This window comes from Clostridium sulfidigenes (assembly GCF_052067195.1).
Taxonomy (GTDB): domain Bacteria; phylum Bacillota; class Clostridia; order Clostridiales; family Clostridiaceae; genus Clostridium_J; species Clostridium_J sulfidigenes.
The window spans coordinates 239,877-265,383 of the sequence record NZ_JBQHQR010000003.1 but is presented as its reverse complement, the minus strand read 5'-3'; the positions used below and the strand labels follow the sequence as shown (position 1 = coordinate 265,383).

At 30.9% G+C, this 25,507-nt stretch carries 17 protein-coding genes and 1 other annotated feature; all 17 genes read right to left on the bottom strand.

Going from position 1 to position 25,507, the window contains the following annotated elements; genetic code table 11:
• Positions 1–92: 92 nt before the first annotated feature.
• Positions 93–1,613: a lysine--tRNA ligase gene (gene lysS / locus ACTNBA_RS05095; RefSeq protein ID WP_441072903.1), complete on the bottom strand. Its 1,521-nt coding sequence runs from the start codon at positions 1,611–1,613 to the stop codon at positions 93–95.
• A gap of 161 nt (positions 1,614–1,774) precedes the next feature.
• Positions 1,775–2,112 (bottom strand) — a binding site (T-box leader).
• Positions 2,113–2,231: 119 nt separating this feature from the next.
• Positions 2,232–5,795, bottom strand: coding sequence for a DNA polymerase III subunit alpha (locus tag ACTNBA_RS05090; protein WP_441072902.1), 3,564 nt, complete (start codon positions 5,793–5,795; stop codon positions 2,232–2,234).
• A 60-nt stretch (positions 5,796–5,855) separates the two neighbouring features.
• Entirely contained in the window at positions 5,856–6,446 is a 591-nt protein-coding gene (locus ACTNBA_RS05085) for a class D sortase (protein ID WP_343826017.1), read from the bottom strand.
• 198 nt (positions 6,447–6,644) lie between these two features.
• Entirely contained in the window at positions 6,645–6,935 is a 291-nt protein-coding gene (locus ACTNBA_RS05080) for a Dabb family protein (RefSeq protein WP_346868083.1), read from the bottom strand.
• A gap of 32 nt (positions 6,936–6,967) precedes the next feature.
• Complete coding sequence (locus tag ACTNBA_RS05075) at positions 6,968–8,272, bottom strand: DRTGG domain-containing protein (RefSeq protein WP_346847669.1); 1,305 nt, start codon at positions 8,270–8,272, stop codon at positions 6,968–6,970.
• A 2-nt stretch (positions 8,273–8,274) separates the two neighbouring features.
• Positions 8,275–9,225, bottom strand: coding sequence for a DNA-binding protein WhiA (whiA, locus tag ACTNBA_RS05070; RefSeq protein WP_346847670.1), 951 nt, complete (start codon positions 9,223–9,225; stop codon positions 8,275–8,277).
• 4 nt (positions 9,226–9,229) lie between these two features.
• Complete coding sequence (mgfK, locus tag ACTNBA_RS05065; protein ID WP_346847671.1) at positions 9,230–10,573, bottom strand: gluconeogenesis morphogenetic factor MgfK; 1,344 nt, start codon at positions 10,571–10,573, stop codon at positions 9,230–9,232.
• A complete protein-coding gene (rapZ, locus tag ACTNBA_RS05060; protein WP_346847672.1) occupies positions 10,570–11,454 on the bottom strand; it encodes an RNase adapter RapZ in 885 nt (294 codons plus the stop codon). The genes mgfK and rapZ overlap by 4 nt, the downstream gene beginning before the upstream one ends.
• A gap of 248 nt (positions 11,455–11,702) precedes the next feature.
• Entirely contained in the window at positions 11,703–12,887 is a 1,185-nt protein-coding gene (locus ACTNBA_RS05055; protein ID WP_441072901.1) for a pyridoxal phosphate-dependent aminotransferase, read from the bottom strand.
• 24 nt (positions 12,888–12,911) lie between these two features.
• Entirely contained in the window at positions 12,912–13,835 is a 924-nt protein-coding gene (gene murB, locus ACTNBA_RS05050; RefSeq protein ID WP_441072900.1) for a UDP-N-acetylmuramate dehydrogenase, read from the bottom strand.
• A 152-nt stretch (positions 13,836–13,987) separates the two neighbouring features.
• Positions 13,988–15,850, bottom strand: a complete 1,863-nt coding sequence (uvrC, locus tag ACTNBA_RS05045) for an excinuclease ABC subunit UvrC (protein ID WP_441072899.1) — start codon at positions 15,848–15,850, stop codon at positions 13,988–13,990.
• 127 nt (positions 15,851–15,977) lie between these two features.
• Positions 15,978–17,396: a peptidoglycan D,D-transpeptidase FtsI family protein gene (locus ACTNBA_RS05040; RefSeq protein WP_441072898.1), complete on the bottom strand. Its 1,419-nt coding sequence runs from the start codon at positions 17,394–17,396 to the stop codon at positions 15,978–15,980.
• The gene (locus tag ACTNBA_RS05035) at positions 17,389–18,705 is read right to left on the bottom strand and encodes an FtsW/RodA/SpoVE family cell cycle protein (RefSeq protein WP_441072897.1); all 1,317 of its coding nucleotides are present in this window, start codon (positions 18,703–18,705) and stop codon (positions 17,389–17,391) included. Before ACTNBA_RS05035 ends, ACTNBA_RS05040 begins: the two co-directional genes overlap by 8 nt.
• A 16-nt stretch (positions 18,706–18,721) precedes the next feature.
• Complete coding sequence (locus ACTNBA_RS05030; protein ID WP_035132164.1) at positions 18,722–19,150, bottom strand: FHA domain-containing protein; 429 nt, start codon at positions 19,148–19,150, stop codon at positions 18,722–18,724.
• Between the two features lie 70 nt (positions 19,151–19,220).
• A complete protein-coding gene (gene uvrA, locus ACTNBA_RS05025) occupies positions 19,221–22,046 on the bottom strand; it encodes an excinuclease ABC subunit UvrA (protein ID WP_441072896.1) in 2,826 nt (941 codons plus the stop codon).
• Positions 22,047–22,057: 11 nt separating this feature from the next.
• Positions 22,058–24,043, bottom strand: a complete 1,986-nt coding sequence (gene uvrB / locus ACTNBA_RS05020) for an excinuclease ABC subunit UvrB (protein WP_441072895.1) — start codon at positions 24,041–24,043, stop codon at positions 22,058–22,060.
• A gap of 28 nt (positions 24,044–24,071) precedes the next feature.
• A complete protein-coding gene (locus ACTNBA_RS05015) occupies positions 24,072–25,376 on the bottom strand; it encodes a hypothetical protein (protein ID WP_441072894.1) in 1,305 nt (434 codons plus the stop codon).
• Positions 25,377–25,507: the final 131 nt, after the last annotated feature.

Sequence of the window (25,507 nt, the reverse complement as noted above, 5' to 3'; positions counted from 1 at the left end):
TCTAATATTAATAAAGTTTTCTTATATCTTCATGCAAATTAAGGTTAAATCTAAGTAAAATTTGAACTAACTCTTCTTATATTATCTTTTAATTATCTTTTTACTAATGGAAAAGCAATTACATCTCTTATAGATGATGAGTTTGTTAAAAACATCATCATTCTATCTATTCCTATTCCAAGACCTCCTGCTGGTGGCATAGCTACATCTATAGCTACTGCAAATTCTTCATCCATTGGGCTAGCAGTTTCAAGTCCTGCTCTTAATTTTGCTGCTTGCTCATGAAGTAAAATTCTTTGTCTTAATGGATTATTAAGTTCTGAATATGCATTTCCAAGTTCTACTCCAAAGGCATAAGGTTCAAATCTTTCTATTAACTCTGGATTTTCTCTATGAACTTTACATAGTGGAGACGAATCTAATGGAAAATCTATTACAAAGGTTGGCTCTATTAATTTATCCTCGCAATAAGCCTCAAATAATGTAAGTATTAAGTCTCCTTTATTTGCTTCCTTAATATTAAATCCGACCCTTTGCTCCCCTTCTAATAATCCTTTTTCTATAATTAGAGGTACTATTTCTTCCTTAGTTAATCTCTCCACATCTATCCCTGTATCTTTAAGAACTAGATTGCACATAGTTTCTCTCTTCCAAGGGGCTTTAAAGTCAATTTCAACACCATCATATACAGCCTTAGTTGTTCCTTTGATTTTAGTAAATACGTGCTCATATAAATCTTCCATAATTCTCATCATATCATTATAGTCAGCATAAGCCATGTAACATTCAAACAATGTAAATTCTGGATAGTGAGTTCTATCTATTCCTTCATTTCTAAAGGAACGTCCCATACTAAAAACTCTATCAATGCCTCCAACCATCAATCTTTTTAAGTATAACTCTGGAGATACATTCATAAATACTTCACAGTCTAATGCATTTACATTAGTTATAAATGGTTTAGCTTCTCCTCCACCATATTTTGTATCTAAAATAGGGGTTTCCATTTCCATAAACCCTTTAGAATTCATAAACTCTCTTATGGCATACATAGCCTTAGCTCTATTTACAAATCTATCTCTTACATCTTCATTCATTATCATATCTAAGGATCTATGTCTTTGTCTTAAATCCATATCTTGAATTCCGTGATATTTTTCTGGAAGAGGTCTTATAGATTTTGAAAGCACGGTAACATTTAGAGCTTTAATAGTTATTTCTTCCGTTTTTGTTTTAAATGCGAATCCTTCTACACCAATTATGTCTCCTACATCAAGAAGTTTAATAACTCCATAGGCATCTTCACCAAGATCATTTTTACTTATATACACTTGAATATTTCCATTCTGATCCCTTAAATTTAAAAATGTTACTTTACCCATTCTTCTTAAAAGCATTATTCTTCCTGATAAAATAAATCTCTCTTCACTATCTATTTTATCAAAGTTTTTTGTTATATAGTTTGAAGTAGTGTTTGGCTCAAAAGTATAGGGATAAGGATTGATTCCTCTGCTTAAAAGTTCATTTAATTTTTTTATTCTCTCTACGTTAAATTCATTGGCATCTTGCATTATTTCTTGTAAGTTATCTAATTCTACATAATCATTGTACATATATAATAGTACCACCTTTCAATTTTGCTTTTTAATTTCTCATAACTTTTATGAAGCTAAATAACACCTCATTATAGTATTTTCTAGTAGACTCAGTTACGTTACTTTCGTCCATTATTATATTTTTGCAAAATAAAAACTCTCACCTCCAAGACAATAGTCTTGGGGACGAGAGTTTGGTAAGTTCAACTTCGTGGTACCACCCCAGTTTATTAATATGTCACCATATTAACCTTTTCAAGTACGGCTTTACAATAAAATATATTAAGCTTATACCCTAGCTCTATAACGGGAGCACCCGTTACACCATCTCTCTTCCTAAAGGAAACTTCTTTCTTTTTTAAGAAGCAACCTCACTTTAAGATAAACTCTAGTGAAGTAAAGATCCTGTGTACAACTCCGAGGCTTTTTTCACCAAACTGTTTTTTGCTTTCTCTCACCATCTAAAGCTCTCTGTAAAAAAATTGAGTTTGATTACTCTTCTCTTCATAGTTTTATTGAGTATATTTTAATATACTCAATATATAATGTCAAGAATTTTTAAAAAACTTATGTTATACAAAGCACCAAGCTAATTGCTTGGTGCCTAAAATAATTTATTTTATTATAATGTTAGCCTTAATCTTCTAAAACTTTAACATTATCATCCCCAAAGATTTCTCTCAGTTTAGATGTAGTATCATAATCATTATTAAGCCAACTATTTTTATTTATAAGATATTTTTTCTTCGTATTAGCAGCAAATAAGTAAGTTGGTGCTGAACCAAATTCCCCCATAAAATTGTCTCTTATAAGCTTCATTGCACTATTTAGCTTCCTATCATCTTCAACCCTTATATATATCTTATCCGTACTCACTTTAACTAATGGCGATATTTTTTCACATAATATTTTAGGTTGTTCTTCCTCTTCCAGGGCTATACGTCCTTCCACAGTGACTATTTCATCTTCCTCAATAAATTCTCTGCAAGCTGAAAATGTCTTTGGAAATATGACTAGTTCTATGGTTCCAAATAAATCCTCTAAGGTCGCAAAGGCCATAGCCTGATTATTTCTTGTAATTTTTTTAGAAACTGATGTTAAAAGTCCCCCTAAAATTACTTTTTGTTTATCTTTTACCTTTGAAACTCTCTCGCTAATAAGTCCTTCTACACCTGTACTTCCATCTTCTAAAGTATCTGCTAAAACTAAGTCTGATATCTTGTGAGAGGTTACATGTTTTAAAGTCTTCTCATAATCATCTAGTGGATGACCTGATAAATATATTCCTGTCATTTCTTTTTCCATAGCTAATAAATACTTTTTATTAAATTCCTGAATTTCTGGATAAACTATTTTAAAGGCACTATCTTCATCCTCAGCTCCTTGAAATAGACTGATTTGTCCTGGGACATTTCTCTTTCTTTCATTGTTTATTCCATCTAAAATTTTCTCAAATACAGCTATTAATTTAGATCTGTATACTCCTAAACTATCAAAGGCTCCAACTTTTATAAGACTCTCTACAGCTCTCTTATTTACTGCTCCAGAATCAATCTTGTTACAAAAATCGCTAAAGCTCTTAAATTTCCCTTTTTCCTTACGTCTTTCCACTATTGATTCTATAACATTTACTCCAACATTTTTTATGGCTGAAAGACCAAATCTTATAGTGTTACCTTGTACTGTAAACTTACTAAAGCTTTCATTTATGTCTGGTGGAAGTACTTTTATTCCTATTTCTTCTGCAAACCTAATGTAGTATGCTACCTTTTCATTGTTTCCCATTATACTATTAAGCATGGCAGCTATAAATTCTGCTGGGTAATAATACATTAAATATGCTGTTTGATATCCAACTACTGCATAAGCTGCAGCGTGACTCTTATTAAAAGCATAGGATGCAAAATCCATCATCTGATCAAATATCTTATTAGCTGCTTCTTCTGTAATTCCATTTCGAATACATCCAGGTACTACAATCTTCCCCTCTTCATCTACTATCCCATGTACAAAGTTTTTTCTCTCTTCTTCCATGACCTTATGTTTCTTCTTCGACATGGCACGTCTCACAAGGTCACTTCTCCCCAGGGAATATCCTCCAAGATCTCTAACTATTTGCATTACTTGTTCCTGATACACCATTACCCCATATGTCACATCCAATATACCTTCTAATTCTGGAGTTACATACTCTACTTTGTCTGGATTTCTTTTTCCTTCAATGTATTTTGGAATTTCTGCCATTGGGCCTGGTCTATAAAGACTTATTCCTGCTATGATATCTTCAAGACAGTCTGGTTTTAAATCTCTCATAAAAGAAGTCATTCCTGCAGATTCTAACTGGAATACTCCTACTGTTTTTCCTTCGCCAACCATTTGATAAACTTTTGAATCTTCAAAATCTATATGGTCTATATCTATTTTTATACCTTTATTTTCCCATATATTCTTAATAGCTTCATCCATTACTGTAAGGGTTCTTAACCCTAAGAAATCCATCTTTAAAAGTCCTAATTCCTCTAATGTACCCATGGTAAACTGAGTTACTATCATACCTTCATTCTTTTGTAATGGAACATATTCTACCAAAGGATGAGATGCTATAACTACTCCAGCAGCATGGGTAGAGGAGTGTCTTGGTAAACCTTCTAAATCTCTAGCTACATCTATAAGTTCACGTACTCTCTCATCTACATCATAAAGCTCTTGTAACTCACTATTCATTTCCAGTGCTTTGTCTATAGTTATATTTAATACTGAAGGTATCATCTTTGCAATTTTATCTACTTCAGCATAGGAATAATTCATTGCTCTTCCTACATCTCTGATACATGCCCTTGGTGCCATGGTTCCAAAGGTAATTATCTGTGATACATTATTTTCTCCATACTTATCAACTACATAATCAATTACCCTTTGACGTCCTTCATAGCAAAAGTCTGAGTCAATATCAGGCATACTTACCCTTTCTGGATTAAGAAATCTCTCAAAAATTAAAGCATACTTTATTGGATCTATTTTGGTTATTCCCAATGTATAAGCAACTATAGCTCCTGCTGCTGAACCTCTTCCTGGTCCTGTAGGAATCCCATTTTCATTAGCATATTTTATAAAATCCCAAACAATTAGAAAATAATCAACATATCCCATTTTCTTGATTATTCCTAACTCATAATCTAATCTATCGCACAGAAGTTTTCCTTCTTCATTTTCTTCTCTTATTTTATTTACTTTTTCTTCATCCAATACTCCATTTAAAGCTGAGAATACTTCATATCTTTCAATAAGTCCCTTATAGCAATTTTCTCTAAGATATTCAAAGGGATCTACCCCCTCATGCAAAGGGAATTTAGGTAACTTAGATTCATGAAATTTATAATCGAAATCACACTTTTCTGCTATCTTTAGCGTATTTTCCATAGCCTCTGGTATATAAGAAAAAGTCTCATACATTTCTTCAGGTGACTTAAGATAAAATTGATTTGAAGGATATCTCATCCTAGTTTTATCTTCTACGGTCTTGCCTGTTTGAATACAAAGTAATACATCATGTGATTTACTATCTTCTTCATTTATATAGTGAGTATCATTAGTACATACTAATGGAATATCACATTCCTTAGACAACTCTAATAACATTTCATTCACTTGTAACTGCTGGGAAATTCCATGGTATTGTAATTCTAAATAAAAATCATCTTTAAATATTTCCTTATATTTTAAAGCAACTTCCTTGGCCTTTTCTTTATTATCTCTAAGTAAATTTTTTTGAACCTCACCACCTAAGCAAGCACTAGTAGCAATTAATCCTTCACAATTTTCCTTTAAAAATTCATAGTCTACTCTTGGTTTATAATAAAACCCATCTATAGAAGCAGTAGATACTATTTTCATTAGATTTTCATAACCTACCTGATTTTTAACTAACAAAACTAAGTGATAGGTATCATTGTCTTTTTGAGGTTCTTTAATGTACATTGATTTTCCTGCCACATATATTTCACATCCAATTATAGGTTTTATACCATTTTCTATAGCTTCTTTATAAAAATCTACTGCACCGTACATAGTTCCATGATCAGTAATAGCAATAGCTTTCATACCTAATTCCTTAGTTCTTTTAATAAGTTTAGATATTTTCCCGGAACCATCTAAGAGACTATACTCTGTATGCACATGCAGATGTACAAAATCCTTCATATTTTCACCCCCTGCATCCTTGGTAACAAAACTAAATTCTTTTAAAATACTTATTTTATATTATCTTTCTAACTTACCTCTTACTATTAATCTGTCCTTACCATCATAAGTACATGTTACAAGGGTTATTGTTGCATCCTCACTTTTATCTAAAACATAGGTGTCTTCTGGAGCAACTGTAAAGCTCTCTGTAACTTTATAAGTAAAGGTCTTATCATGAGTAGATACTATTATATCATCATTAACTTCTAATTTGTTTAGTCTTAGAAAAAATTCTCCTGTATCATAGTTTCTATGTCCTGCTAGTGCAAAGTTACCCATATCCCCTGGCATAGCAGTATCCTTAAAATGTCCTACTGCATATTTTATTATTTCATCCTCAGTACCTTCTGCTACTACTACTTTCAAATTTATTTTTGGTATTTCTAAAACTGCAATTGGATTTACCATATCTATATAAGGAAGTTTTTCTTCCTTACTTTTCTTATTTTTTTCATGATTAACTTCTTGCTTTTCTTCTGATACAAATTTGTCATAAAGCTGATCTTGAACTTTTTTTGTTTCCCACTTTCCTTTAAAAGCAAACAGTAATAATCCAATCCCCACTAAAATTAAAAGTATACTTATAATGTTTCTAATCTTCCCCTTCATTAAAACACCTCTTTACTTAAAATTATAAACTATTAAGTAATTATACACACATATGTTTTGTAACATTCTCAAAAATGGAATGTCTTACATAATTAATCTTTTTAGTCCTAGTAATTAACCTATAAAACTGATCTAAAAAGTAATGATTTTGAGACATTCCATTATAAACAGAGTTCTTTTTATCTTTAAAATAATACTTTATTTAATATAGTCAGCCACTTTAGAAACCTCAATATAGGGCTTAATTTTACCTAAAACTTCATTAACATGATATGGATGTATCTGATATTCATTCATGTCATCTACAGAATCAAATCTAGTTATAAGACATACATCAAAAGATCTATCCGTATGAAGCTCATCTATTCCTACTTCTATCTCCTTAAGCTCAGGTATTTTTCCTTCCATAGCTTTAAGAGTATTTGCTACAAACTTTACGTTTTCCCTTGTATTTTCTTTTAACTTAAATAAAACCACATGTGTAAACAACTTTTTACCCCCTATACATTAACCTATTTTATTTAATTATTTTTTAGTACCTTGGCTGATAGCATAGCCTTCGCCATAATCTCTTTATTTTGATTATACATTGTTACTTCTACCTTTGAATAATATCTTCCTCTATCTATTACTTCAGAATATACATCAATTATCCTACCCATTTGAACTGGCTTAGTAAAATAAGATGTGAAACTATCTATAGCTACATTTGTAATACCATTTTGTCTTAATACCATAGTTCCCATAGTTGATAAAAGCATATTTAATGCATTCCACGATGCAGTACCTATAGAGTCAAGCATTTCAGGCACAATTTCTCCCCAGAAATGCATCTTATTCTTACTAGACTCAAATTCAAAATTCTTTAAAATTAAATCATCCATAGTATGACCTACATGAGGCTGTCTTGTAACTATTTGTAATGCCTTTATTACATCTCCTCTGGAAATTATACCTATTAATTTCTTTTTATATACTACTGGGCATATTTGAATTCCATCCCAAGCCATGATATGTGCTGCATAGGCAACTGTGCTTGTAGGGTTTAACACAATAGGATTCTTTGTCATAATGGTATTTACGATCTCATTGTCATCATGATTATTTATTTGAGTTATACTTACAAGACCTATAACTCTAGATTCCTCATCTAAAACTGGAAATCTTTCATGCCTAGTTTTCTCTGATAATTCTTTTAATGCTTTAATCTTGTCCCATACATTTAAGTATTCTGGATTTTTATCCATAACATCTTCTACTAATACAATTTCCTTCTTAACATTATTTTCATATATAGCCTTATTTATCATGCTTGCAACAGTAAAGGTATCATAGGTACAGGATATTACAGGCAAATTTGTTTTATCTGCTAGAGTCTTTATTTCATCACTACATTGAAAGCCCCCAGTGATAAGCACAGCACATTGATTTTCAAGAGCTAGTCTTTGAGCTTTTTCTCTATTTCCTACTATAAGTAACGAACCTGGGCTTATGTATCTCTTAATGGTTTCAACTTCCATGGCTCCTATTATAAATCTTTCAAGAAAATTATTCTCTCCACCCTTACCACCAATTAAGGTTCCATCTACCATGTTTACAATTTCCCTAAAGGATATCTTGTCAATATTCTTTTTTTCTAACTTTTCTACTCTTACTGTACCAACCCTAGGAATTGTATTGACAATTCCTATAGATTCACACTCTTTTATTGCTCTATATGCCGTTCCTTCACTGACACCTAATTTACTACTAATTCCTCTAACAGATATCTTAGTATTTATATCTAAGGATAGAATATATTTAATTATTTCTTCATGTTTTGACATGCCTATCTACCCTCTTTCCTAAGCTCATCAGCTATTTTTTCAATTCGTCTAAGACGATGATTTACTCCTGATTTTCCTACAGGCGGATTTAACATAGCTCCTAACTCCTTTAAGGATTCATCTGGGAAGGCAAGCCTCAATTTAGCTACTTCCTTTAAATTTTTAGGTAGCCTATCAAGTCCAATTTCACTTTCAATAAGCTTTATACTTTCCACCTGTCTTACAGCTGCATTAACAGTTTTACTAAGATTTGCAGTTTCACAGTTAACAATTCTATTTACATTATTTCTCATTTCCTTCATGATTCTTATATTTTCAAGCTCTAATAATGCATTATGTGCACCTATTATATTCAAAAGATCTACTATTTGCTCTCCCTCTTTTAAATATATTACAAAACTATTTTTCCTTTGTATTACTTTAGAATTAAGCTTATAACTGTTAATAAGATCACTAAGTTCATTGGCATAATCTTGATCATGAGTTACAAACTCTAGATGGTAAGTTTTCTCTGGGTTACTAATACTTCCTCCCCCTAAAAAAGCTCCCTTTATATATGCTCTCTTACAATTTTCATTTTTTATAACTTCACTAGGTACTCCGTAGTGTATATTAAATAAGCCATCCTTTTCTATTATTCCCAATTCTTGAAGGAGTCCCTTTACATCTACTTCTTCTGGTATTAAAACCATATATATATTATTTTTCTTTAACGAATTGCTTTTCTTTACTAATAATTTAGTGTGAATATCATAGAAATCTTTTAAATTCTTAAAAATCCATCTTGCTATAGCTGGATTTTCAGTTACTATCTTAAAAGTAATAGATCTGTTAAATCCAAAACCCAATGTTCCACTTGATTTCATTATAGCTGATAATTGGGCAGCTATTTCATCTTTAGATAATTCACTATTTCTACATACTTCATTTTTTACCTTTAGTGAAAATGACATTTCTCTACTCCCTATCCTTTTTTTCTCTTCTTAATCTCTGTGATAAATATATATATTCAAAAATTCTTTTCTCATCATTAATCATTTTTTTCTTTAATATAGTTTCTATAAGTATTTTAGCAAGTTTATCCTCATCATGTCTTATGAGTTCTTTTTTAATCTTTATCATATCAAATTCTATATATTTTACATTTAGCTTATCTTTGTCACCATGGTCAAGTTGAACAAAGGTTGAGCCTTTTTGTAAGTATCTTTCTTTTATATTTTCTTCTTCCTTTGAGAGTCCTTTATTTACAATAGCATAATCAATAGGCATACCTTGGCAATGTTTCATTATAGCTCTTATGTGATCTTGAACACTAAAGTTATCACTCTCACCTGGTTGAGTCATTATATTTGATACATAAATTTTTAATGCTTTAGTGGCTTTTACAGCCTCTCTTATATCACCTACCATTAGATTAGGGATTATACTAGTATACACACTTCCTGGACCTAATATAACTGCATCAGCATCTCTTATAGCATCAACGGCCTCTTGAACTCCCTTAGCATCTTTAGGCTCTATAAATACTCTATCTATAGGTGATTTTCGATTTAAGCTCTCAGTAGGTATTGAGGATTCTCCTTTTATTATGTCTCCATTTTTAAGTTTTGCATATAATTGCACATTTTCTAGAGTAACAGGCAGTACTTTTCCTGTTACTGCTAAAACCTCACTAGTTTTTTTAATTGCCTCTAAAAAATTATCGGAAATCCCATTCATAGCAGCTAAGAATAAATTACCAAAACTTTGATTTTCTAAAGAACCATCCTTAAATCTATACCTAAAGAGCTGTTCCATCAAAGGTTCAGTATCTGCTAAAGCTATTATGCAGTTTCGAATATCTCCTGGTGGTAGCATTCCTAAATCTTGCCTCAATACTCCAGAACCACCTCCATCATCAGCCACTGTAACTACTGCGGTTATATTAGTGGTATATCTTTTTAGTCCGCTAAGCATATTGGAGAGCCCTGTTCCGCCTCCAATAACTACCACCTTAGGACCCTTTACTAATATACTATTTTTAAAAAAATCATCATCAAAATTTTTCTTTCCCATAGAAAAATTCAACGCTTCAAACTTTATTATATCTATTACTTTTTTAGTATACTTCTCTAAACTTATATAGGTCAATACACACCCTAAAACTAGTATTGCTACTAAAAATATTTTAATAGAAATACCTTCACCCCATCTTCTTATAAGCTCAATTATAGAGTAGGAAATTAAAAATACACCTAAAATAATTTGACATATCCACCTCTTAATTCCCACACCAGGCATTAACCCGTCCTTAAGCTTCATCGCTTTCCAGCTCCTCTACTTACATCCTCATTTATATCTCTATGATCTATAGTTACACTATTACCATTATGATTTAAAGTCTCATATACTTTATTTGCAATAGCTACAGAACGATGTCTACCTCCTGTACAACCAATAGCAACAATCAATTGTCTTTTTCCTTCTATTTTATAATTAGGAATTAAAAATTTAAGCATATCTATAAATTTTTCTACAAATTGCTGTGTTTCAACTTTAGATAATACATAATCTTTTACCGGCTTATCTAGTCCGCTAAAAGGCTTTAGATCAGCAATATAATATGGATTAGGAATAAATCTTACATCCATAACTAAATCCGCATCTAAAGGTATTCCATATTTAAATCCAAAGGATATTACATTAATAAGTAAAGGACTTTCAATTTGACCTTCATCTCCATAGGCCATAGTTATTTCTTCATTTAGCTCTTTATTAGTTAGTTTTGATGTGTTTATTATTTTACTAGCCCTTTCCCTTATTCCTTTTAGTTTTTTCTTTTCTATACTTATACCATTAATAATCCTTCCATCTGGTGCAAGAGGATGTTTTCTTCTTGATTCTTTATATCTTTTAACTAAAGTTTCATCTGTAGCTTCAAGGTATAATACTTCATATAGATAACCTTCTTTATCAAGAGTGGACAAACTACCTAATAAGTCATCAAAAAATGTTCTCCCTCTAATATCTACTACTATGGCAATTTTATCTATTTTACCTTCAGTTTTAAAGCATACTTCAGCAAATTTTATTATAAGGGTTGGTGGTAAATTATCTACACAGTAAAATCCTAAATCCTCAAGTGATCTTATTGCTTGTGTCTTACCTGCTCCTGACATACCTGTAACTATCAAAAATTTCATTCTATCACACCTCTTTTGCATATTTAATTCCAGTAAAACTTTTAAATTTAATCTTATTTTAATTTAAAATTATACTTCTTTTAAATTAATATTTTTAATAAAAATTAACACTAATATCTATATATTATACACATTAATTATATCATATAGTAATTTATATTACTAAAAAAGATATAGGATAAATATTTATTTATCCTATATCTTTCACATAAAATTTTAAAAATTAACAATATTATTTTTATATTTACTTATTTTATAGACTCAATTAATGATTTAAATCCAGGTAAGGCATTTTCTATAGTACTATAAGCTACACAATAAGCAATTCTAATATATCCTGGACAAGCAAAAGAAGTTCCAGGAACTATTAAAATATTATATTTTTTTGCCATATTACAGAATTCAATATCGTTCTCTATAGGTGATTTAACAAATAAATAGAAAGCACCTTCTGGCTTTATACAATTATATCCATAAGAAGTAAGTTCACTATAAAGTAGTTCTCGATTTTTATTATAAAAATCAATATTTACTTTATCATCTAAACATCTAGCTATTACTCTTTGGAAAAGTGATGGTGCATTTACATATCCTAAAATACGAGTAGCTACATTAGCGGCAGATACAACATTTTCAAAATCAGATACTTCATTTGGAATAACTAAATATCCAATTCTTTCTCCTGGTAATGAAAGAGATTTACTATATGAATATCCAACAATTGTATTTTCATAATATTTTGTTAAATATGGCACTTGAATGTTATCGTATACAAGCTCTCTATAAGGCTCATCTGATATTAGATATATGTCAGTTCCTAATTCCTTTTGTTTCTCTTTTAAGATATTAGTAAGTTTTATAATAGTCTCTTCTGAATAAACAACGCCTGTAGGATTGTTTGGAGAGTTAATTATAACAGCTTTAGTCTTATCCGTAATTTTACTTTTAAACTCATCTAAATTAGGTTGAAAATCTGTAGTGTTTGGTGATACTACTACAAGCTTTCCATCATAGTTAGCTGCATAACTTCTATATTCACCAAAATATGGCGCAAATACTACTACTTCATCTTCTGGGTTTAAAAGAGTTTTAAAAATCACGTTTAAACCACCTGCTGCACCTACAGTCATAACTATATTCTTTTCTGTAAAACTTGTATCAAATTTTTTGTTAATTGAGTTGGCAATAGTTTCTCTAACATCCTCATATCCTGAGTTGCTCATGTAACCATGAACCATAGTATTAGGTTCATTATTTAAAATATCTACAATTGCCTCCTTTACAGTGCTTGGCGGTTCAAGATTTGGATTTCCTAAACTGAAATCATAAACATTTTCTGCACCATAAATTGATGCGAGTCTTTTACCTTCTTCAAACATAGCTCTGATTAATGAACTACCATTAACATAATCCACCATTTTTTTTGAAATCATATCCCCATCTCCCTATTTTTTATATTAGGTTAAACTATCTTCACCTATAACTCTAACTTCAGTGTGTAATTCAACCTTAAATTTTTCATAAACTTTAGCTTTTACAACTTCAATAAGATCTAAAATATCCTTTGACGTTGCATTGCCTCTATTTATGATAAATCCTGAATGTTTTTCAGATACCTGTGCGTCCCCAACGCTAGTACCCTTTAATCCTGAATCTTGAATAAGCTTACCTGCAAAATATCCCTCAGGTCTTTTAAATGTACTTCCTGCTGATGCATATTCTAAGGGTTGCTTACTTTTTCTTCTTTCTGCTAGATCATCCATTCTTTCCTTGATCAAAGCTTTATCTCCATGAGACAATCTCATTCTTGTTTCCAGAACTATATATCCATACTTTAAAATTGCACTATTCCTATATCCAAATTCTAGTTCTTCTTTATTTAATTCTCTAATGGTCCCTTCATTATCAATTACTAATGAACTTTCAATTACTTTTGCCATTTCTCCGTCATAGGCACCTGCATTCATTGCAGTAGCACCTCCAATAGATCCTGGTATCCCAGACGCAAATTCTAGCCCTGATAAACTATTCTTTAAAGCCTGATCTGCAACTGAATATAACTTAGCTCCACATTGTGCAGATATTAAATTTTCATCTACTACTATTTTATTTATGTGTCCTAGTTTTATGACTACTCCTCTTATTCCTCCATCTCTTATTATGAGATTAGATCCATTTCCTAATATGAAATAATCCACCTTATTTTCCTTGCATATGTTAATTAAGTCTTTTACCATTTCATAATTAGAAGGGTAAACTAATAGGTCAGCTGGTCCACCTACCTTAAAAGAAGTATGATTCTTCATTAGTTCATCTATTTTTACATTTTCATTCCCTGCTACATCTAAAACACTTCTTATAAAACTATCCTTTAATTTCATTGTATACCTCTTACTATATTATTATATATTAAGTATAAAATACTTACGTTATATATATCAACAGTTATTACATATTTCTTTCATTTTAAGTACACTATTCTATTAATAGTATAAACACTCTAATTCAATATTTTTATGCTGACATATGGTTATTAATTATTTTTCTTAAAATAATTAATTATACTTTCAGTAGCTTTCCCATCCATAGAAGGGGTAGCCATTAACTCTTCATAGGTAGCCTTTTTTATATTTTCAATACTACCAAATTTCTTTAGAAGCTCACGCCTTCTCTTTTCTCCTATTTTAGGTATTTCATCTAATATAGAATATAAAGTACGCTTATCTCTTAAAGTTCTATGATATGTAATAGCAAATCTATGAACTTCATCCTGAATCCTGGTTATTAAAAGCATGGCCTTGGAAGATGGCTTTAACAGAATTTCTTTATTTTTATAAATAAGTCCTCTTGTTCTATGCTTATCGTCCTTCACCATACCACATACAGGTATATTAATATTTAATTCCTCCAATACTTGAAGTGCTATATTAATTTGTCCCTTTCCACCATCCATCATAATCAAATCAGGAAAAATAGAAAACTTACCCGACTTAAAATCCATACCATTATTATTTATCTTCCTTATTTCTTCTAATCCATGGGTAAATCTCCTTGTTAATATCTCTCGCATAGAGCCATAATCGTCTGCACCTTCTACAGTTTTAATTTTAAATCTTCTATAATCACTATTTTTAGCTACTCCATCTTGAAATACTACCATGGTTCCTACAGAATCCATTCCCATGATATTAGATATATCATATGCTTCAATTCTACTAGGTATATCTTCAATACCAAGAGCCTCTTGAATTTCAGAAAGTGCCACATTATTAAGTTCCTTGTCTACTTTATGTTTAATCTTAAACATTTCGAGAGCATGGCTAGCATTTTTTTCTACCATATCAAGGGTCTTTCTCTTTTCGCCTTTATGTGGAACCTTTATAGTCACTCTATATTCCTTCTTTATAGATAACCATTGCTCTAAGATATCAATTTCATCACAATGACTTACATATACAGTCTTAGGTATAAAAGCAGTTCCACCATAAAAGTTTTTAATAAATTCCTCTATGACATAGGCAGGCTCTTCTCCTCCTGTATTGTCTAAAATAAAATCTTCTCTTCCAACGATTTTACCATCTCTTAAAAAGAATATCTGAATACAACTATCTTTTTCATCTTGAGAAATACCTATAAAATCTTCATTTTCAAAATTATTACTAATAATCTTTTGCTTTTCATTTATTTTATCTATGGCTATCAACTTATCTCTTAAAGAAGCCGCTCTTTCAAAATCTAAATTTTCTGCTGCTTCTTCCATTTCAGCCTTAATCTTACTAGTAATCTTTGTATCCTTCCCTGTAAGTAAATCCACCACGTCATTGATAATTTTTTTATATTCCTCTTTAGAAATTAATCCTTCACATGGTCCACTACATAATTTTATATGATAGTTAAGACAAACCCTTGTTTTAGGCCCATTTTCCTTTATAACTCTTCTACATGTTCTAAGAGGAAATACCTTCTTTATAAGTTCATTTATAGTATATACTGCACTTCCATCCGTATATGGTCCAAAATATTTAGATGAATCATTTCCATAATTTCTTGTAATTAATACCCTTGGAAATTCTTCATTAGTAATTTTAATAAAAGGAAAATATTTATCATCTTTTAGCAAAATATTATATTTAGGACTATACTTTTTTATTAAATTACATTCTAGTATTAAAGCTTCCACTTCAGAATCTGTAACTATATACTCAAATTCACTTATATTCTTAACCATAGCTCTAACTTTTTCACTATGATTTTTAGAATTCTGAAAGTATTGTCTTACTCTATTTTTAAGATTTTTTGCTTTCCCTACATATATTACTTCTCTCAAAGAATTTCTCATTAAATAAACTCCAGGATTGTCTGGAAGATTTTTTAGATGATACTCAAAATCAAACATTAAATCACCTCACTTCTCATCCAAAAGTTGTTTCATCTTTAGTATAATACTTATTGAGCTTCACTTTTAATGCAATGATAAATACTCATAAGGTATATTATATAATTATATTTCAAAAGTTTTAATATTAATTTGTATTAAAATAAGATTTCATAAGCTCCTTTGCCATAGCGCTGGCATTAAAGCTATCATTTCCACCTTCTTCTGCAATTATAGCAAAGGCTATTTCTGGGTCATCATAACCTGCAAAACCTATAAACCAAGTGTGTGGCTCCTTATCTCCAGAGTCATGGTCTGCAGTTCCAGTCTTTCCTGATACTTGAACGTTCCATAACTTTGCTGCCTGACCAGTTCCCTCATTGACTACAGCTTTCATATATTCCTTTAGCAATGCTGCATTTTCAGGAGTTGTAACTGTAGCTGCTTCCTTTTGTTCATAGCTTTTAACTACTTTCCCTTCCGGACTTATGATTTCCTTTACTACATTAGGTTCCATCATTACACCATTATTAGCTATAGTACTAGCTACTAACGCCATTTCTATTGGACTTGCTAGTACTCCACTTTGTCCTATACCACTTTGAGCTATATTACCAACCTCATCACTTTTATATTTTGGGAAAATACTATTATCAATGGTAAGAGTTTCTGATGGAATATCTTTATTAAAGAAGAACTTTTCTGATGTTCCCTTTAAATTATCATTTCCAAGTTCCATAGCTAAAGTACCAAATACCACATTACTAGACTTTAAAAAAGCTGTTCTAAGTCCAATGCTTCCATAAGCATACCCTTTGTAGTTTTCTAGGTATTCACTTTCATTAAAACTAATTTTCCCCTCATCATTAAAGGTTCTATTAGTTATATCTGACATATTCTCCAAAGCACTTATGGCTGTAATAACTTTAAAGGTTGAGCCTGGTGGGTAAAGACCTGAAACCGCTCTGTTCAAGAAAGGTGTATCCTCTTGTTGTGACAGTTTTTCAAAGTCTTCTTGTATTGTATTTGCATCAAAACTTGGTTTTGACACCATAGCAAGAACCTCTCCTGTCTTAGGATTTAATGCTACTATTGATCCCTTTCTATTACCTAAAACCTCAAAGGCTCTTTGTTGTAACTTAGAATTTAAGGTAGTCACCACATGATTTCCAACTTTATTCTCATCCTTTTTATTGGAAAATATATCCTTTATAGAATTTACTGATTGTCCTGAAAGTTCCTTATCAAACTTCTTTTCAATTCCACTAGCCCCATACTTAGCATCATTATAACCAACCACATGAGAAAAAGCTACTCCTCCAACATACTTTCTTGTTTGAGAAAACTCCCCTGTTTTTTCACCTGTAGTTAAAGGATTCATATCTCTGTCATAAATAGTTCCTCTAAGAACTCTATTTTTCTCAGCTTGATTTCTTTTATTATAAACACTATCCAAAGCTATTTCATTTTTAAATAATGTACTATAACTTATATAAGAGATTAGAGCAATAAATAATAACAGAAATACAATCATTACATTTTTTATGTTCTTTTGTAGATTATTCATAATTACTACTCTCCTCTGATATTTTTTGTATTATACCTAATGAAAGATAACTTATCAGCATAGAACTTCCTCCATAACTAACAAAAGGTAAAGTTATTCCTGTAAGAGGTATAGCTCCAGTTACACCACCAATAATTACTAGGGTTTGAGATACCATCATAGTACTATATCCAACGGCTAATAGCCTTGAGAACTTATCCTTTATGTAAAGTGCAGCCCTTATACATCTATAGAATAATAGAAAATTTAAAATTATAACTGCAAATCCAATAAGTAACCCTAGCTCTTCACAAATAGCTGCAAATATAAAGTCAGATTCCACTACTGGAATATATCCTGGATACCCATTTCCAAGTCCTACCCCAAAGAATCCTCCATTTGCTATAGCTATAAGGGATTGAACCAGCTGATGTCCTTCATCATATCCATACTTCCACGGGTTTCTCCATATCATAACCCTTATTTGAACATGATAAAATAAGTAGTATCCTATGACACCACCAACTACAAATAACAGTAATGCTATTATTACATACTTTTTATTTGATGTAGCAATATAAAGCATAGTAAGTGCTATGGCAAAGAAAATTAGCGCTGAACCCAAGTCTGTTTGAGCTAACATAAATAGCAATGATATCATCATTACCATAGCAGGCTCTATTAAACTTATATATTTATATGAGCTTTCTTTCCTAAATCCAATTGCCTTTCCTATTTTAATCCAAAACTTCGAAGGCTTTTCATAATCCTTTAATGCTGAAGCAAGGTAAGCTACTAAGGCAATTTTTCCAAACTCAGAAGGTTGAAAACCGAACCCAAATAAATTTACCCAGTTTTTAGCTCCAAACTGTTCTTTTCCAAAAAAGGTACCCATGGACATAAATAATAATGTTATTATTAGATACAAATATTTGTACTTACTAAATCTTTTTAAATCTGGAAGTATTACAACAACTAATATAAACATAGTCATACCTAAAGCAAAAAATATAATTTGCTTCGCTGTTAAAAAACTTCTAGTACCTTCCGCTATATAACTACCTCCTGATATGGGTAAATCCAACCTATATATCATAGCAATCCCTATAACAGCAAGGATATTTGAAAATAATAATATAAATTTATCCCCATCTGGATAAAATCTTCTTATTACAAAGTGGGAATAACATAATAAACCACATATTATTGCTCCTATAATTATTGCACCCTTATCAATAGTTGGAGTTAGAATTGCTACATTAAAAAATAGTGCCATTACAAGCAAATAAGTAAATCTAAGCACTCTTTTTTCTTGTTTTATACCCTTCATACTTGCCTCCTAATAACTACATAAATTTAAAGGTAGCAGTTCCCACCTTTATTATATCCCCTGATTTTAATATAAGGGAATTCTTTATTCTAATATCATTAACCTTAGTTCCGTTAGTGCTCTCCAAATCTTCCAACACATACTCATTATTTCTTCTGAAAATTTTAACATGATGAGAAGAAACATATTTATCATCTAAGATTACTGTATTATCACTTTTTCTTCCCATAGTTAAGTTATCTACTATTGGTAGTATTCCTCCATTTTTTAGATTTGTATTTTCTCCAGCTACTATTATTTCTAACCCAGAAGTAGCCTTTCTAGTTCTATTCCTTCTTTTACCCACTGATTTAGTATCTGTATACATTATTTTTAAAGCGTAGATTATAATAAAATAAACTATGGCTATTATTCCTAAATTCAATGCGAATTTTAAAATATTCATAAGCAAAACTCCTTTATACATATATAACATAACTAGCATCATTATAAACTATGATGCTAGTTATAAGTAATTATATCATCTTTTTTAGGTACTGTCCTGTATATGATTTAGAACATTTAATTACATCTTTAGGATTTCCTTTAACTATAATAGTTCCTCCTTGATCTCCACCTTCTGGTCCTAAGTCTATAATATAATCTGAACACTTTATTACATCTAAATTATGTTCAATTACTATTACAGTATTCCCTCCTTCTACAAGTCTTTGGAGAATTTTTATAAGTTTACTAACATCATCAATGTGTAATCCAGTAGTGGGTTCATCTAAGATATATAAAGTCTTTCCTGTGCTTCTTTTAGATAATTCATAGGCAAGCTTTATTCTCTGTGCCTCTCCGCCTGATAATGTGGTTGATGGTTGACCTAATCTTATATAGGATAATCCAACATCCATAAGAGTTTGAAGTTTACTACTTATACGAGGTATATTTTCAAAGAAAGCTAACCCTTCCTCTACAGTCATATTTAAAACATCTGCAATGGTTTTTCCTTTGTATTTTACCTCTAATGTTTCTCTATTATATCTCTTTCCTTTACACACTTCACATTCAACATAGACATCAGATAAAAATTGCATTTCTATCTTTATTATTCCATCACCTTTGCAAGCTTCGCATCTTCCACCTTTAACATTAAAACTGAATCTACCTTGTTTATATCCTCTACTTTTAGCCTCGGGAACCATAGTAAAAATTTCTCTTATTAAATCAAATACTCCTGTATATGTAGCAGGATTACTTCTCGGTGTTCTTCCTATTGGACTTTGATCTATATTTATAATCTTATCAATCTGGTCAGCACCTATAATTTCCTCATGTTTTCCTGGTAATTTCTTAGAACCATTTAATTTTCTATTTAACCCCTTATATAAAACCTGATTAACTAAAGTACTTTTCCCTGACCCTGAAACTCCTGTTACAGATGTAAATAATCCTAATGGAAATTCAACACTTACATTTTTTAGATTGTTTTCCTTTGCACCTTTAACTTTTATAACTCTATTTTTATCCATAATTCTATATTTTTCAGGCACGTCTATAGTTCTATGCCCACTTAAATATTGTCCTGTAATGGACTCTTTGCACTTCATCACATGCTTTACTGTACCTGCAGCTACTATTTTCCCTCCATGCTCTCCTGCTCCTGGACCTATATCTACTAAGTAATCCGCTTCTCGCATAGTATCTTCGTCATGCTCAACTACAATTAAAGTATTTCCTATGTCTCTAAGATGCTTTAAAGTCTTTATTAATTTATCATTATCTCTTTGATGCAACCCAATACTCGGCTCGTCTAAAATGTATAAAACCCCCATCAAACTAGAGCCAATTTGAGTTGCTAATCTAATTCTTTGCGCTTCTCCTCCTGATAAAGTACCTGATGCTCTACTTAAGTTAAGATAACTAAGTCCTACATCCTTTAAAAAACTAAGTCTACTCTTAACTTCCTTTAATACTTGTTCTGCTACAATTTCATCCTTTTTAGATAATTTTAATGTGTCTACAAAATCAAGTTCTTCTATAATAGACATAGTACAAAATTCACTTATATTTTTACCACCTACAGTAACAGATAGAGCTTCTTTAGATAATCTTCTTCCCTTACACTTAGGACAAGGATTATCACTCATATACTCTTCTACTTCTCTCTTTATGTAATCTGAGTTAGTTTCCATATATCTTCTTTTTAAATTATTTATTATACCTTCATAAGCATAATTATATATACCAGTTTTAAATTCCTTGGTATACTCTATTCGTAATTTTTCTCCATTTGTTCCATATAAAACGGAATTTAAATTCTCTTCTGATAGTTCTTCTATAGGAGTATCTAAAGTAAAACCTCTTTTTTTAGCGAGAGCTTCTAATATGGCACGAGTCCATGAATCTTCCTTTAGGCTACCTTCACCTAAAGTTAAAATTCCTCCACCTAATATGGATTTGCTTTTATCAGGAATTACCAAATCCTCATCTATCTCCATTAAAGTCCCAAGTCCATCACACTCATCACACTTTCCAAAGGGAGAATTGAAGGAAAACATTCTAGGCTCAATTTCACCAATACTTATTCCACAACTTACACATGAAAATTTTTCACTTAAAAGTATATCTTCTCCATGGATAACATTTAAAATAGCTATACCTTCACCTATTTTTAATGCTGACTCTAAAGAGTCTGTAATTCTTGATTCAATTCCATCTTTAATAACTACTCTATCTATTACTATTTCAATGGTATGCTTTTTATTCTTCTCTAGTTTGATATCTTCATCTTCTAAATCTACCAGAACACCATCAATTCTTGCTCTAACATATCCATTTTTTTTAATGTTCTCAAGGATTTTTACATGTTCTCCTTTTTTTCCTGTAACTACAGGTGCTAAGATTTGAACCTTTGTTCTATCTGGCAGAGCCATTGCCTGATCTACCATTTGGTCTACAGTCTGCTGGGTAATCTCCTTGCCACATTTCGGACAATGGGGTATACCTATCTTTGCATAAAGCAGTCTTAAATAATCATAAATTTCAGTTACTGTTCCTACTGTAGATCTTGGATTTTTACTTGTAGTTTTTTGGTCAATAGATATAGCTGGTGATAGTCCTTCGATATACTCTACATCCGGTTTATTCATTTGGCCTAAAAACTGTCTCGCATAAGCTGAAAGCGACTCTACATATCTTCTTTGTCCTTCTGCATAAAGAGTATCAAAGGCTAAAGAAGATTTTCCTGAACCTGAAAGTCCAGTAAAAACAACAAATTTATCTCTTGGTATTTCTAGATCTACATTTTTAAGGTTATGTACTTTTGCACCTTTTATATAAATACTATTTCTCATAAATTTCTCCTTTACAAATTAAATTCTCTCTTCATACGTTCTATCTCATCTCTTAAAATCGCTGCTCTTTCAAATTGTAAGTCCTTAGCTGCTTCTTTCATTTCTTTTTCTAGTTTAGTAATATGCTTAGTCAATTCCTTCTTATCTAAAAGCAAATCACTACTTGCTTCACTGATATATGAAGCTTCATCTTCTGCCACTGTAGAAATTTCTATAACATCTCTTATTTCCTTGATTATAGTCGTAGGTACTATATTATGATCATCATTATATTTTTTTTGAATACTTCTTCTTCTATTGGTCTCATTTATAGTTTTTTCCATAGACTTTGTCATATTATCAGCATACATTATTACTTTACTTTCTGAATTTCTTGCAGCTCTACCTACAGTCTGAATTAAAGATGTTTCACTCCTTAAGAAGCCTTCCTTATCTGCATCTAATATAGCAACTAATGCTACTTCTGGAATATCTAGCCCTTCTCTTAAAAGATTTATTCCAATTAGTACATCATAATCTCCTCTTCGAAGATCTCTTATTATTTCCATTCTTTCCATAGTAATTATATCAGAATGTAAGTAAGTAGTTTTTACTCCTAACTCTTTTAGATATTTAGTTAAATCCTCTGCCATCTTCTTTGTAAGAGTTGTAACTAAAGTTCTAAATCCTCTTTCAGTAGTTCTATTAATCTCACCATATAAGTCATCAATTTGACCTTTTACTGGTCTTATTATAATTTCAGGATCTAAAAGTCCTGTTGGCCTTATTATTTGCTCTGCTATATTTGCAGAATGTTCATTCTCATAAACTCCAGGTGTAGCACTTACAAATAATACTTGATTTAATTTGTCTTCAAACTCTTCAAACCTAAGTGGTCTATTATCATAGGCTGATGGAAGTCTAAATCCATACTCTACTAAAGAAGTTTTTCTAGATCTATCACCTCCATACATAGCCTTAATTTGTGGTAGTGTAACATGACTTTCATCTACAAAGAAAAGAAAATCATCTGGGAAATAGTCAATAAGAGTTTGTGGTGGTGTTCCTTTTGCTCTTCCATCTAATATTCTAGAATAATTTTCTATTCCAGTACAATAACCTACTTCCCTCATCATTTCTATATCAAAATTGGTTCGTTGTTTTAATCTTTGAGCTTCTAATAACTTATCCTCATCCTTTAGCTCCCTTAATCTCTCTTCTAATTCAAATTCAATTTGAGAAATAGCTCTTTCTAAATTTTCCTTTGATGTAGCAAAGTGTGATGCTGGGAATATAGATACATGTTTTCTTCCACTAATTATATTGCCTGTTAATACATCAAACTCACGGATTCTGTCTATTTCATCTCCGAAAAACTCAACTTTTATCCCTTTATTAGTTGATGATGCTGGAAATATATCTAGCACGTCTCCTCTAACTCTAAAGGTTCCTCTTACAAAATTTATATCATTTCTTTCGTATTGAATATCCACTAGCTGACTAATAACACTATTTCTATCTTTAATCATACCTTCTCGTAAAGATACAGTAAGCTTTTTATAATCCTCTGGATTTCCTAGCCCATATATACATGATACAGAAGCCACAACTATAACATCTCGTCTTTCTATCAAGGCTGAAGTAGCTGAGTGTCGTAGCTTTTCTATCTCCTCATTTATTGATGCATCCTTTTCTATATAGGTGTCAGTTTGAGCCATATAAGCTTCTGGTTGATAGTAATCGTAGTAAGAAACAAAGTACTCAACAGCATTTTCCGGAAAAAACTCTTTAAATTCAGAGCATAATTGAGCTGCTAAAGTCTTATTATGAGCAAGAATTAAAGTTGGTCTCTGAACTCTCTCAATAATATTTGCCATAGTAAATGTCTTCCCTGATCCTGTTACTCCAAGTAAAGTTTGATATTTTTTATCTTCAAGGATTCCTTTAACTATACTATCTATTGCTTCAGGTTGATCTCCAGTTGGCTTAAATTTTGAATGAATCTTAAACTGACCCATGATACATCACCTCATCTTTTTTTAAAAATTAATCTTTATCGTTACTATCTTTCTTTTCTTTAATTTTATTTAGAATATCCGAAAAACTAGAACTGCTTGGCTTTGCTACAGTAGCATGTTTTGGAACTTCTCTTGGAACTATAACAATTCCTAATTTTTCTTTATTGTTTTTTACTTTACATTCTAGTTCTTCAATAGATCCATTTTCTCTTCTAACCTTCATATTTATAATATCTGGAAGACGTTCTAACATATTAAATATAATTTCATCCTTATATAATTTAATATCATTTATTTCTAATATTAAATCTCCCATTTTAACTCCCATATTTTTAGCTATTGAATCATGAGCTACATCTAGAACACATACTCCCTCTTCATTGCTCACATACTTTATTTTACCTTTCTTTTCTGCTAAGCGATCAATATATAACATATATTCATGTAATACAGGCATCAATGTAAGAATTATAACATCTAAAATCTTATTTATATCCCCAAGAAAAGATAATAAAATTAACACAGTACCATAGCCTAAAATTAATAGTCCTGAGAATATTGGCTTATTTTTTTTACTTTTTGTAAATGTTATGGTAGCATAATTAACTCCTGCAAAAATCGGTAGTGCACCAATTACCATAGTAGCAAATATCAACATGTTTTTATTATGATTAATTATTGGCCACCATTCTGGAGTGTTTACACTTCCCCCCATAACTGTATTGGCACTAGTAGCCTGTACCATTAATAATATTATCATTGGTAATATCCATTGTCTTCTATATGCAAATCCACCTATGATTTTTTTATCTCTTGATCCAAATACAGGTATAGCGCCTCTTTTTCCATCAAAGATTACTAATAACCCTTCAACAATATGCATTACTGCAACCAACACCAATAAATTAGTTATATCCATTTTTATTACATCTAAACTTGGATTCTCCAAAATTAATGATATAAAATACAACAGTATTGATAATAGTCCTAAAATAGCTCCTGAATATGAAAGACAAACTAATTTGGGACTAAAGAACATTAACGCTACTGATAATATAAATATCAGAAATATATTAGAAGTTTCATAAAAAGTAATTCCTAAAAATGTAAGAATTAAACTAGCTACTACACCTCCCAATATTCCCATAACTATTTGTGACACAGTAAGTTCAAAAGCAGTTGATGAGTTTTTACCCATAATTAATCTTTCCATCACTGTAGTTTTTTTATTTTTCATATAGAATACAACAGCCATCATTATTAATATAAGCGCATAAGACGGCTCCACAATAGCATAGGACACCTGCTGCAAAGTATACTTTAAAAGTTCCATTATTTTTCTCCTTCTCATTATGTAACAAAGAGTAGATGTGCATAAGTAAAATTAAGTATCTACTATAATAGATACTTAATTTTACATCATCATTTATCTACTTGAAACTATAAAATTAATTTTATTAATTT